Origin of the sequence: Microcoleus sp. AT9b-C3 (assembly GCF_036705485.1) — a bacterium.
Lineage (GTDB): Bacteria > Cyanobacteriota > Cyanobacteriia > Cyanobacteriales > Microcoleaceae > Microcoleus.
The window spans coordinates 178,558-192,094 of sequence record NZ_JAUBUR010000003.1; the positions used below are offsets into that span (position 1 = coordinate 178,558).

General features: G+C 48.6%; 9 protein-coding genes. 7 read left to right on the top strand and 2 right to left on the bottom strand.

What is annotated here, in order from left to right; all coding sequences use genetic code 11:
- The first annotated feature begins 35 nt into the window (after positions 1–35).
- From QUB77_RS04300 to QUB77_RS04320, 5 genes are all read left to right on the top strand, one after another.
- On the top strand, positions 36–272 hold the full coding sequence (locus QUB77_RS04300; protein WP_333170093.1) for a DUF433 domain-containing protein: 237 nt from the start codon (positions 36–38) through the stop codon (positions 270–272).
- A gap of 374 nt (positions 273–646) precedes the next feature.
- The gene (locus tag QUB77_RS04305; RefSeq protein WP_333170091.1) at positions 647–1,420 is read left to right on the top strand and encodes a hypothetical protein; all 774 of its coding nucleotides are present in this window, start codon (positions 647–649) and stop codon (positions 1,418–1,420) included.
- Between the two features lie 148 nt (positions 1,421–1,568).
- On the top strand, positions 1,569–1,694 hold the full coding sequence (locus tag QUB77_RS04310; protein WP_333170089.1) for a hypothetical protein: 126 nt from the start codon (positions 1,569–1,571) through the stop codon (positions 1,692–1,694).
- A 164-nt stretch (positions 1,695–1,858) separates the two neighbouring features.
- On the top strand, positions 1,859–2,272 hold the full coding sequence (locus QUB77_RS04315) for a hypothetical protein (RefSeq protein ID WP_333170088.1): 414 nt from the start codon (positions 1,859–1,861) through the stop codon (positions 2,270–2,272).
- Entirely contained in the window at positions 2,265–2,699 is a 435-nt protein-coding gene (locus tag QUB77_RS04320) for an HNH endonuclease (RefSeq protein WP_333170086.1), read from the top strand. The genes QUB77_RS04315 and QUB77_RS04320 overlap by 8 nt, the downstream gene beginning before the upstream one ends.
- A gap of 107 nt (positions 2,700–2,806) precedes the next feature.
- Here the strand turns inward: QUB77_RS04320 and QUB77_RS04325 are convergent, their stop codons facing one another.
- Both QUB77_RS04325 and QUB77_RS04330 read right to left on the bottom strand, forming a co-directional pair.
- Entirely contained in the window at positions 2,807–5,677 is a 2,871-nt protein-coding gene (locus tag QUB77_RS04325) for a zinc-dependent metalloprotease (protein WP_445251714.1), read from the bottom strand.
- A gap of 106 nt (positions 5,678–5,783) precedes the next feature.
- Entirely contained in the window at positions 5,784–9,302 is a 3,519-nt protein-coding gene (locus QUB77_RS04330; RefSeq protein ID WP_333170083.1) for a hypothetical protein, read from the bottom strand.
- A gap of 336 nt (positions 9,303–9,638) precedes the next feature.
- Between QUB77_RS04330 and QUB77_RS04335 the strand changes: the two genes are divergently transcribed.
- Positions 9,639–9,863, top strand: coding sequence for a hypothetical protein (locus tag QUB77_RS04335; protein ID WP_333170082.1), 225 nt, complete (start codon positions 9,639–9,641; stop codon positions 9,861–9,863).
- 421 nt (positions 9,864–10,284) lie between these two features.
- A complete protein-coding gene (gene ppc, locus QUB77_RS04340) occupies positions 10,285–13,410 on the top strand; it encodes a phosphoenolpyruvate carboxylase (RefSeq protein WP_333170080.1) in 3,126 nt (1,041 codons plus the stop codon).
- The last annotated feature ends 127 nt before the right edge of the window (positions 13,411–13,537 follow it).

The window sequence follows — 13,537 nt, forward strand, 5'->3', positions numbered from 1 at the left end:
AAGCTAGAGACAAAGGTTTCAAACAATTTTAACCAATGCCAGCATCCGTTGCTTATCTGTTTGACAGAATCACAGTGAACCCAAGACAATGTGGCGGTCGTCCCTGCATCCGGGGAATGCGGATTCGAGTCATCGATATCGTAGAGTTGCTAGCTGCTGGTTTGAGTTTTGAGCAAATTCTCGAAGAATTGCCAGACTTGGAACTTGACGATCTCAAAGCTGCGCTTCTCTATGCAGTCCGCAAACTAGACCATCCCGTTCTAGTCGCATGACAATTTGGTTTAATTCTCATCGATCGGCAGCAATTGCTGTGTGAATTAGTGCCACTTTTAGTGACATACATCAGCGATCGAGCGAGCAGCAGTATTTTTCTATTATATTGGGTATTGTACCGCAACTGCGATACAATTATAAGTTATGCGGTTTAATTTCTCGGTGGAGGCGTTACGAAAAAGTTGTCTGTGACCCGCAAAGTGTTAGATTAAAACTACTGCGACGTGCTGACTAAAATATTTGAATCTATAGTTAAGAACCAGCTATTTGCTAGCCATAGCATCTGGGTACATTTCTCATATACGTTGTCAATCTAATACAACTGATCTGAGATATTGAAATTACTGATTGAGCTCTGTAGGGAAAACTAGAAATGCAGGCTGATAAGGATGTTCCAGAAGATTTAGTTCCATATCTAAAACAAACAGATTATATTTGTCATTCATTCCTTTTCGGCTTATCTTTTATCGTGCAAGATACAGCACGCGATCCGTCTTATATTGATAATCATCTTCTCTCTTATACTGCTCAAGATTTTCTTCAATCAACAATCTCTTTACCTCTATTAATTCAACAAGGTATTCATAATGTATGCCGGCGTGAACTTCGTTTTATCCTTGAAATGGCAATCAAGCTTTGCTTCATACAGCAACAGCAATACTCGTCAAATATAAGTTCTAAACTAGATTCCTTCAAATCCACGTTGGACTCGGCAAGTATCTCAGTTAAGAATCAAATCAATCTTAAAATGCTTCCAGAGAAACAAGAAGAGAGCTTTTTACAAGATGTAGGTAGATTATATGGAGAAACATCTAACTATGTGCATCTAACCACAGTTCAAATTCTGGAACGGATTAGGTTAGTAGATCAAGGATATACATCCGGTAAGGAAAGCCCTGCTGAAGTTGAGGTATTAAATAACTTAATTGCGCGTAGTCTTGCCTGTTCTCTTGTATTTTTGCTGCATAGCGTTCCGTCTTATGTTGCTGGAGATCTACTTGTAAATGATGACGGAAGCAGTCCTAGCTGGATTTTTGCTCAATCAAAATACATAGCGTTAATTGATGAATATTTTGATTACAAGCATGAGCGGCAGGCTAATTTGGCAGAAATCAAAGCATCTAGGCAAGCTAGGATCTCCTTTTAGTCACACCCTCTAACAATTCGCTGGAGCGGACTGCTGGAAGATCCTGGTACAATGCGAAGGATATTTGTAGTCGCTCAAGCGAACCGTTAGACCGCTAAATCGGAGTTGGGTAGGGGGTTGAATGTATCTATCTAATTCCAACTGACAGGTGAATGCCATACAAGCCAAACTTCAAGAACAACTTTCTCCTGCTGATGCCGAAGTCATTTTGAGACGCTTGCCAGAACGAATTCAAGCTGCTCCGATCGCGCGTACTGCGAAAATTGATGGGTGATCGCCATTTCGATCGCCAATTTTCTCGACACAGAAGCATTAGGTTTCGTAGATTGCAAACCAGGACGCGGGCAGTAAAATCGAGAAGTCCTAGGCGATGAAGTTCGAGATAAGGTGAAAGCCCGATCGCTAAAATGATGAATAGATGTTGCTGCCAAGATAACCATGACCACCATCACCCTCAACCTCTCTCCCGAACTCGAACACCAAATCCGCACTGAAGCATCTCGACAGGGCGTTGAACCCGATCGCTACATCCTCAACACCCTGCAAGAACGCCTCCAGCCTAGACTTCCAACCACCCAACCTACAGAAGCCGACTTGCTGCAACAAATTAACATCGGCTTTAGTGCACAAACCTGGGAAGAATATCATGCCCTCATCGCCAAGCGTCATGCCGAAACCTTGACTCCCGAAGAACACAAGCAACTGATCCAACTGAGCTCACGCCTTGAACAACTCAATGTTGCCCGCATTCAAGCCTTAATTCAACTCGCAACCTTCCGCAACCAACCTCTGACGGAGCTCATGCAAACCCTCGGCATCAATCCTCATCCCGATATCGTTGATTATGTCTGAATCCCGCCTCACACAGCAGCAACGACAATTCATTAAACAACGCGCCAATGGTTGCTGCGAGTATTGTCTCAGTCAAGCTAAATTCTCTCCAGACCCCTTCTCCATTGAACACATTATCCCTCGCTCGAAAGGTGGCACCAGTGATTTGGATAATCTGGCGATCGCTTGTCAAGGGTGCAACAATTTCAAATACAGTCATAGTGAGGCGATCGACCCCGTGACAGGTGGCTCCGTCCCACTTTATCATCCTCGACAGGATAACTGGAGCGAACACTTTACTTGGAGCAGCGATTCGACTCAAATGTTGGGTTTAACACCGACTGGACGCGCTACCATCGATCGGCTGCAACTCAACCGAGAAGGAGTAGTCAATCTTCGAGGAGTCCTGCATTCTATCGCTCTACATCCACCTCAGAATGATTCGTAACTTAATTATTTTAAGTTGACTCAGATTCTAAGAAACCGGGTTTTTGAGCAAATCTGCGGGCAGCAACGAAATATCTTCCTCAAAAACCCGGTTTCGGAACCTCCAAATTAATTCGACTGAATTTGCGAATTCAAAACCTTAGAAATTCGATCGCGCGTTTCCTCCAAATGAGCCCGCGTATAAGCATCCGCATTCCGATCCAAATTCCGAATACTCTTGCTCAAACCCTCCCGCAACTGTCGCAACTCGTACCAAGCCAAACTCCGGGCATCCTCTGGAACATTCGTTTGTCGCAGCACCATTCCGATCAAAATCGCCAAATGTTCCCGCTGCAAAGAACGCCGAAAAGTTGAAATTTGCATCTTCTTTTCCGCCTGCAAAACCTCTTTCCAGATATCCTTTTGTAAAGTATCCAAAACTTCCGGCAACTTCAAAGCAGTTTCCGGCGCTGATTTTAACTCCGCATCCCGCAGCCTCGCCAGCCGCGTCGGAGATAGCAAAACTCGCAACACAAACCGCTGCAAAAAAGTAATTCGATCGCCGATCGGGTAATCTAGAGGAAACACCAAAGCCGGACTTCCCCAGTGCTCCCAGCGCGAAGGCGCCAATTTGTTGAGCAACTCCGGCGCAAAACTAAACGCATCCGGCGCAAAAACGTACTTCTCTAATGTTGCTAAAGCTTCTCGCTGCTGAGAAAGTTCGATCGGCACAAACGGCAACTTCGCATTAGCATCTCCAGGGCGAATCCGGTTAAACGACTGCCCGCCGACGTACAAAGTAGCATTCATCACCTGCTGAACATAATACCCGAACACCGAATCAAACATCACCCGCAGTTCGTTATAACCGTCTTCCCCAGCCGGAGTGCGCTTTTCTAAACGCTTCCACATCGCCCTAGCATTATCCAATTGCCATTGCGAGTACCTCAGCATATTGGCGCTGAGATCAAAGGTATTTGCAGCGGGATCGAGAATATCAACGGAATCCTCATCCGGCGCGTAAGCTAATTGCTGTTGGGCAGCGCGGCTGGCAATTTGTTGCAGCGCTGGTAAGTCGCTGTTAGGGTCCCGGCCGCCAATCACCTTGTAACCATACTCGATCGCCCAATCGTCGTAAGGCCCTACAATCGTTGGATAATAGTCGCCCTGCACAGTTCCGGCCGGTGCCAAATTAATCGGCACATAATCCATCACCGACGCTACCAAACCTTGCGTGCGAGTTACCTGAGTATTGTTCAAATCCTCCGGTTGCAGCATCGTACTCCCCTGAAAATTGTGCCTCAAACCAAGAGTGTGACCGACTTCGTGCGCCGTCAAATATCTGATATATTCATTCACATAATTGTCAATTGTCGGACTGCTAGGCGCTGCATTTTGCAACAGATCCATCGACATTGCCCCCATCGCAAACTGGCGGCTCGATTCCAACCCAAAACACATATCCGAACTCGACATCAACCGTGATAAAGGCGAGCGTTTTTGCTCTTGATATCGTTCTACCAAAGTCGGCAAATCCTCAGCAATTCCCCCTCGATCATTTTCCCCGCTGCTTTTTCCTAAATCCCCATTTTCTAGCACATTCAAATAGCGAGAATACATCCCAAATTGACAGGGATTGGTATTAGAACCGTTTCCTTGAAAACTCTTAGATAGCGATCTATTTTGTTCCACCAAAGACCGATAACCCTGTTTGATTTCCCGGACAAAATTAGCATCCAACAGAATGTCAGCATCCAAAATTTCCCCCGTCAGCGGGTTAGTGCGAGACGGCCCGATGCCGGCAAACTGAGGCTCAAAAGAACTCGACCAGCGGATAGTATTGTAGCGAACGTCAGCCGGGTCCCATTTAGCATTTTCCGGCATTTGTTTGACCTGAATTGCCTCAGTAAAACCTGCCTTTTCAAAAGCTTTATTCCACTCCAAAACGCCCTCACGAATTGCGTTGCGGTATTCGGTAGGCACATTATTTTCAATCCAAAAGACGATCGGCTGCACCGGAGGCGACATCGGCGCTGTCGGGATTTGCTTTTGCAAATGCCAGCGATTGATATAGCGCACAAAAGGCTCCCGGCTGCTCTTGTCAGAAAAGTCCTTATATGCTGTGAGAAAATAGCCCACTCGCTCGTCCGCAAGTCTGGGGCGGTAGCCGTTATTTAGCGGCACTTCCGAGAAACTGTAGTGAATGCGGAGGTTAAAAGCCCGACTGTCAGGAACCGAAGGTAAATAGTTAAGCTCACTGTCATTATCGCTAGAAAAACCATAGACAGAAGCAATTTCCACATTCAGCGGAAACGCTTTAACATCTTTAAAAGAAGACTTGTCTGCATCGATCGAGTAAGAAGCGCCCAAAAGCATCGGCAAAATCGCTTTTACCCCTGGTAAATCGCGTTTTTCGCTCATCAGCAAATCTCCTAAATCGATTAGCAGAGTTTGTCTTTGCGGATGAATGCTTTTGAGAGGCAAAGAATAGAGAATCGACTCGCTAAATCCCCGTGCTACCGAACCTGCTTGCGGGTCGCCCGGACTTGTGCGAAAATTTATATTTGGGATCACAAACTGCACGTTATTTTGGACGCGCCGCAGTTGAAACAAGAAATCGCCGATCGGCATTCCGCTCAAAATGCCCGCTTCCCCCAAACCCGATGCCAATGTCACAAAGCACAGGAACTTTTTGTTGAATTGTTGCGGTGTAATTTCCAGATATACTTTATCAGTGGCTTGATTGCGGTAAAGAGTAAATAATCCCTCTAACTTTTTCGCGTCTTTGACAACCTCTTCAAAGGGTGCCAGAGTTGGCTGTTCGCTACTTTGTTCGTTACTGGGCGGCCCCGATGATAAAGCTAAAGGTAAAAAGAAACCTTTATACAAACTGAAACAGAAAAATGCTAAAGATAATATAAAAAATATCACAGGCAGATTTTTTCTAGGATTTTTTATCTGTGTATTTTTGCTATTTTCAGGAAATATCAATCTTTTCATTTTCAGTATTTAGCCGCAGGAAAGAATAGTTTTGAAAGAGCAGCGGCCCACTCGGCACGCTGGGTTCCTTTAACTTCTAAAATAACTCAAAACTCAAAAGTCAAAACTACTGTTTCGCGGGCCAGGGAATCATGGGATCTTGAGCCAACCGCTTAGAAACTGCAACAGCACCGTAACGGTTGAGGTGGCTGGGGTCGGAAAAAGATTCCCGCGCCTGGGGCCACAATAAACTCTTATCTAGGAAGATTAGTCCGCTTTGGGCTGCTAATTGTTGCATATATTGCCGGAATTCTTGTTCGTAACCTGTCCGCACCGGGTCTAAATAATCTTCAGTCAGAGGCATATTCACAAACACAAGATTGATGTTGCGAACCTTGGTAAATTCGATCAAATTTTTGAGTGCTAGAGCTTGTTCGCCTACCAATTTAAAATTTTGATAGTCGGAGTCGTAATAACCAGATACTTTCGGGTGCTTCTGAAAGTAAGTATCGGGATTGAAGCGTATATCGATCGGCAAAAAGCCATTTGGTTGATACTCGCTGACTGGTTTACTCACAGCAGCGGGCTGGGCATTTTCCGTGGTTTGTTCACCCCGGGCTGCGGTTTGGGGGCTGTCGGTTGCAACAGGGGCTGAGGGATTAACGATCGATCGCAAAAACCCTTTGAGTCGATCGCGCTTTTTGTAAATTGCAGAACCCTCAACCAACTTTTGACTCACCAATTGCTGAACGTTAGCTTGAGTTTGTCCCAAATTGTTCACCAATTCAGTCGCAGTCGCCACCGGATTGTTGGCGCTTTCCTTCGATGTTTCGGATTCTAATTGAGTGGTGCGGATGAGAAAACTACCCCGGCTCAATTGCCTGTAACCTTCCGAAGAAGCGATCGCACTAAAAGTCAAATCCGGCCGCCCGCTGTTGAGAGCCCTCGCCCCGTCAGCCAACACCAGCAATTTCGGCAGTTGTTGCGGCGGCAAAATCCGGCGGATGAGCGAATCTACAACCTGGAGAGTAGCTCCATTAACCCCAAAATTGTAAGCCCTCAGCCCCGGATAGCCCGAAGCTGCCAAAGCGGTTTCCAAAACCGCCGGGTCGATGCCTCGCAGCGCCCTCGAACTACCGACAATTAAAATATCCGGCGGTTTTTTGTGCTGGTGAATGTACTCTTGATAGCGCGCTATCTGATCGTCAAGCTGCTGGCTCCTCAAAGTCGGGAACACCGGAGGAGCAGAAACATCAGCTACAGGAACGCTAGTATTTCCCGGTTTCGTAAAGCCAGAGCCATTGAAAGCCTCTTGCTGGTTGGCGTCCGGCGACGGCTGCAACGGAATTTGAGGCAAATTCACCTCATCAGCAGGGGGAACGGGGTTCGCGGTTTCCTTCGGCAGTCGGGCTGTAACGTCGCCAGAAGGCTTGGGATCTGAATTTTGACAATTTGGGCCGCTGCAAACTTCCGAGACGCTAGGAGCTTGACTGACCGTCGCAGATTGTAGAAATAGACCGAGCAGCCAATCGGTATTGAAAGCCAGCAGACAGCCGGCGATCGCCCAAATCAAAGCCATGCCTGCCGCGCGATCGGCTCTCACGCCACCGGGCGCAGCAGCATTTGTTGACAAACCATCGTTGGGAACAAACAAACCCGAAGCGACAAGCGGTTGCACCGCAGCTTGAACTAATTGCTCGCCCAGATTGTATCCGGGGATTCTGATTTTGAAGCGCGGCCGCCAGGAATTGGGCATCGGAGCATCGAACACCAAATTGTCGCCCAAACCCGAAAAACTCCCATCCTCCGCCGGCGCAAACTCCGGCACCGGTTCCTTTTCCAACACAGCCACTTGGGAGGGAGCCGGTGCGGGTGCCGTCGCTGATTCCTCGTCAACAGCCGTTCTGAGGTCGATTGCGTAGCGCCACAGGGGCAGTTTCTGGCCGGCGCGGCGTCCGTAGACTCGCACCCCTGCCACTCCCGGAATTTGTAACTGCCGCAAAAATTTAGCCACCGGCGGCCCTACCTTCGACTGAGAAGGGCAAGTCAGAGCTTCTGTCATGACGTGCAGCACGTCGGCTTTTTGCAGCACGACAGCGCGAATCCCTCCCGTTTCCAGCTTGCGTCTGAGACTGGGGTTGAGCAACCTGTTCAATAAAAAAGTTAGAGCCAATTGGTCGCCCTCGGCTGCCAGCATTCTGGCGCTTGCAGCTAAGTCGGGGTGGTGGGCTGCAGGCAAGTCCACCCAGTCTATCCACACCGGCGACTCCGGCGCCGCCTGAGAGTCCTTGGCTGGTTCTACGCCGTAGATAGTAGCTGCGCGGATGCCTTGGGGCGCGAAGGAGGCTAACAAAGGGGCGATCGCGTCGGTGGTTTGTTGCTTGTCGGGGTATTCTTGCCGTTTAGGCTTTTGTCCCTGTTTGGCAGTTTTGCTGCAAAACAGGTGGAGGGTTGCTTCTTTGAGGGTGGCCCGCACTTCGACTCTTGATGCAGCCAAGTGTTGATTTAGCAGTTTGGCGATCGACTGTACGTCTCCCCACCTGGCCCATGCCTTGAGAATTTTGTCCGGCGAAGTCAAATCCACCCGCAGCAGCCAGTCCGGCTTCGCTTCGCCGCTGACTTGGCTGGCGATCACTGCTTCCCGGAAATCCTCTAGTTGCAGTTTCCGCAGCCTGCCGGCGATGGGTTCGGCCAGCAATGAGGGGTCGGGGCTGTAAGCTGACTCGCACAGCACCAGCAACCGCCGTTCTTTGGGCTTGATATTTTCCGGCCCGTTCAGCGGCAGGGTTTCTCGGCTGGTTTTGAGTTCTTTTTCGCGAATGCTTACTTTCACCGCAACTCCCATCGGCCCGAGGATTTCGCTGAGATAGCTGGCGATCGCATCTGGATAGCCCCGGCGCGCCAACGTTTCCGGCGAAACCGTCAATGTTCCATCAGGATCGCCCTCGCCTGAGTCGGGTTCGGGGGATTGAATCAAAGCCACAGCGCCACGGTTCGCTTTCGGCTGCGGGGGAACGGCGGAACCGACAACTTCCCGCGTCGCAGCAGCCGAAGTGTCGATCGTCACGGGGGAAGTTTCAAAAGCTTCTGGGTATTGAATGCGGGAGGCGATGGGCAGACTTTCGGCGTCAAAATCCAGTTCTTCCCGTACTTGTGGCGGGGGGGGCGCTGTTTCTACAGATTTTGGTGTCTGTTTGAGTTTCTGGTTGTCATTCTTAAATTTGCCGAAAAATCCGCCTCTTTTAGGGCTTGCTGGCGTTTCGTCGGGGGAACTCGCTGGCGGCGGGACTTCGGCAACTTTTGGTTCCTGTTGCTGTGGCTGTTGCTGTCGCTTGGGACTGCTGCAATCGAGCCGTACTGTCCAGTCATTTTGTCTGGAACCGATTTTGCGGCCGCACAAAAACAACTGGTAAATTTTAGGTCGATCGGGCAGCAGTCGCGTTAAATCAGTGTGTTCGAGGGCGTTGGTGAATCTCGCCGTCACCAATTCTTGAGACGGACACTGCGCTGCTTCACACAAAATGTGCAGGTGATTTCCCCGCAAACGCGCTTGTACTTGAACTTCGGGAAGCCCTAAAGCTTCCCCTGCCCACTGCGACGCGCTCGATCGATTATCTGCCAATATGCTCCCGTTCGCATTCAACATGAAACTCTAAATTTTGCCAAAGCTGGTTTTGTTTTCTAGAAATAGCACAGTTACAGATTTTACAGACAATTATTTGATTTGCCGAGCCTAACCGTTTTGTCTGGTTTAAGCCATGCTGGACTTAGTGTCTTGCCTTGTATTCCCTCGGCTTCGCTCCGTTGGGGAATATTTTTTTGATAATACCTCGACATTTTGGCACAGATAAGTCCAAATTAAGCCAAGCAACCAGTTATTCGTCACATGATTTGATCTCTGAAGTCATTAGTCAGAAAGTAGCGGTCAAGATGATTGTTTGCCTTGTAAACTAAGGATTACGGATTGACACAGGAGAAATTTATGCCGTCGGAAAACCAAGACTTGCTCAAAACTGAAACACCTAACAGTCCAAAGTTGCCAGTTCCCTCAGATATTTTGTTGAGCTTGGTCGCTTTACCTATGCTGGGCGGCTTGGTGGTGGCTAAAGCTGCTGCTGAGTTTGTTGCGTCGATCGGCGTTGAAAGCGAAGAAGTCTTTCGGGGTTCGCGCCTTCCCGTGCTCAACTTTCCTCAATTACAGGATTAGAAAGCCCAAGGAAGGATGCTGCAGCTAGAAGTTAATTTTTTTTACCTCGCCCAAAAACGGATACCAACCCCCCACTTCTGTGGGGGAGAGATCAAAATTTTCGACCCTAGTTCAACTTTCCAGATTCATCTTGGGAGTAAATCTCAAATTGTTCGACTTAGCGCGACTCAACTGACCCCTGGCCGAACGTCTTACGCCGATCGTCTAAAATCTAAAATCGCCAGTCAACTGATATAAAAGCTTGACAATCGGTACAATCCGTGCATTGAGAATTAATCTTTCCTTATACTTTGTACATAAGTGCCTTCTACTTTCTACGTTGCAAGAAGTTGTCTCAAATTTGACTGCAAACAAAAGTGTTTTAGGCGAAACTAAACCATACAATTTTCACAGACACCCGCAGCTATTGAGGAACAGCCCGATGAGTTCAGTCCTCCAGTCTTCAGAACAGGCTATTGATGCAACATCTATTTCCCATTTTCCCGCTTACTCAAAATCAGACCTGTTTCTGCGCAATCGCCTCAAAGTAGTAGAGGACTTGTGGGAATCGGTGCTGCGACAGGAGTGCGGGCAGGAATTGGTGGATTTGCTCCAACAAATGCGATCGGTCAATTCCGCCGAGGGACAAGCCACTCACTTTCGCGAGTCGAATGTCGTACAGCTAATCGAAAAGCTCGACCTCAACGCCGCCATCCGCGCCGCTAGGGCTTTTGCACTGTATTTTCAGTTGATCAACATTGTCGAACAGCACTACGAACAGCGAGACCAACAGCTAGCTTACGCTAGCAGCAACGACGCTGGGGGGCGGATGTTTTCTAAGCTGCCAGGACAAGCAACGGATGCCCCCGATCGCCCGCGCCACAGGGAAGGCCCCGGCCCCGCCCAAATGGCTTTGAGCAAGGCAGACAGCAACGAGACGAGCACTCGTGATGCCGGCACTTTTCACCAACTGTTCCCGATGCTGCTGCGCTTGAACGTGCCCAGCCAGCAAATTCAGCGCTTGATCGATCAGTTGGACATCCGCTTAGTATTCACCGCTCACCCGACGGAAATTGTCCGCCACACGATCCGCACCAAACAGCGACGAATGGCGAAGATTCTCCAACAGCTAGACCAAGTTGACGAGAAATTTCAGGTGATCGGGGCCGACTCTCAAAGCCCCTACCCGGTGTCTTGCTGGGAAGCGGCGGCTCTCCAAGAGCAACTGATGGAAGAAATTCGCCTCTGGTGGCGCACTGACGAACTGCACCAGTTCAAGCCGACTGTGCTTGACGAGGTGGAGTACACTCTGCACTACTTTGAGGAAGTGCTGTTTGATGCTATTCCCGAACTCTACCAGCGCTTAAAGCAAGCTCTGCACGCTTCTTATCCTTATCTGAAACCGCCGAGTTACAATTTTTGCAAGTTCGGTTCTTGGGTGGGCTCGGACAGGGACGGCAACCCTTCTGTGACTCCGAAAGTTACTTGGCAAACTGCTTGCTATCAGCGCCACTTAGTGCTAGAGAAGTACATCGCTGCAGTGAAGCGGTTGAACGAACTTTTGAGTTTGTCGCTGCACTGGAGTGACGTGCTGCCGGAATTGCTCGAATCTCTCGATCGCGACAAATCGGAATTCCCCGATGTTTACGAGCAGTGGGCGATCCGCTACCGCCAAGAACCTTATCGGTTGAAGTTGGCCTACGTGCAGCAGCGACTGGAAAATACGCGCGATCGTAATTGGCGGCTCTACAAAGGAGACGAGTTGCAGCGGGAACGCGAAGCTTTGTCAGAACATCCCGGAATGACCGGCCTTTATCGATCGGGTACTGAGTTTTTGACTGAGTTGCAGCTCATCGAGCGCAATTTAGTGGAAACAGGTTTGAGCTGTCGGGACTTGGAAAATCTGCTCTGCCAAGTAGAAATTTACGGATTTAATTTGGCTTATCTAGATATCCGCCAAGAGTCAACAGTACACTCTGACGCTTTGAGCGAAATTGCTGAATACTTGCAAATTTTGCCGAAGCCTTACAATCAAATGTCGGAGTGCGATCGAATTATTTGGCTGGCAACGGAACTGCAAACTCGCCGCCCTTTAATTCCAGCAGAATTGCCGTTTTCTCCCAAAACTTGCGAGACGATCAATACCTTCCGAATATTGCGACAAATGCAGCAGGAGTTTGGCCCGGAAATTTGCCAAACTTACGTCATCAGCATGAGCCACGATGTCAGCGATTTACTAGCAGTTTTGCTGTTAGCAAAAGAAGCAGGACTTTACGATCCGGCGACAGGAATTAGCAGCATTCAAGTAGTTCCCCTGTTTGAAACGGTGGAAGATTTGAAAAAAGCGCCGGAAGTAATGCAAAAAATCTTTGATCTGCCGCTTTATCGAGCTTTACTAGCAGGAGGATACGCACAGGAACGAGCGCAAAAAAACGAAAAAAATCTCCAATGTCCAATCGAAACTCTTAAATTGCAAGAGGTGATGCTGGGCTATTCCGATAGCAATAAAGATTCGGGTTTCCTTAGCAGCAATTGGGAAATCCACAAAGCTCAAAAGGCTTTGCAAATGGTTGCGGAAAAATACAATGTAGAGTTGCGGATTTTTCACGGCCGAGGCGGCTCTGTAGGGCGCGGCGGCGGGCCTGCTTACAAGGCAATTTTGGCTCAGCCTGGAAAGAGTATTAGCGGGCGAATTAAGATTACCGAACAAGGCGAGGTTTTGGCTTCTAAATATTCTTTGCCGGAGTTGGCGCTTTACAATTTGGAAACTGTGGCGGCGGCGGTAATTCAAGCTAGTTTGCTGCACACTGGTTTTGATGGCATCGACCCTTGGAATGAGATTATGGAGGAGTTGTCGGTGAGATCGCGATCGCACTACCGCCATTTAATCTACGAACAGCCGGATTTAGTTGATTTCTTCCACCAAGTTACCCCGATTCAAGAAATCAGCCAGTTGCAGATTAGTTCTCGCCCCGCCCGTCGCGGTGGCAAAAAAGACATCAGCGGTTTGCGAGCAATTCCGTGGGTGTTTAGCTGGACTCAAAGCCGCTTTTTACTTCCTTCTTGGTACGGTGTCGGCACAGCTTTGCAAGAGTTTTTGCTGGAGGAACCGGAAGAACACATGAAACTTTTGCAGTATTTCTACTTAAAATGGCCGTTTTTTAGAATGGTAATTTCTAAGGTGGAAATGACTTTATCTAAGGTGGATTTGCAGATTGCAGAACACTACGTGCAGGAGTTAGCTTTGCCGGGTGACAAGGAGCGTTTTAAGGCTTTATTCGATCAAATTGCTGCCGAATTTCACTTGATTCGCGATTTAGTTTTAACTATTACCGGACACCAACGTTTGTTGGACGAAGATCCGGAATTGCAGCGTTCGGTGCAGTTGCGAAATGCGACGATTGTGCCTTTGGGTTTGTTGCAGGTTTCGCTGCTAAAACGCTTGCGGCAGCACGGTAGTAGCGGGATTCCGGGGGTGATTCACTCGCGTTACAGCAAGGGTGAATTGTTGCGGGGAGCTCTGCTGACGATTAATGGTATTGCTGCGGGGATGCGGAATACCGGCTAGGGAAATAGTTTTGAGTTTTGAATTAGTAGCAGGGTGCGCTGCGGCGCACCCTGCTACTGGTAGTTTCAGAATTCAGGCGATCGCCCATTGTAGTCACAGCCATAGAAAACTGTTCGCTATCCTAGCT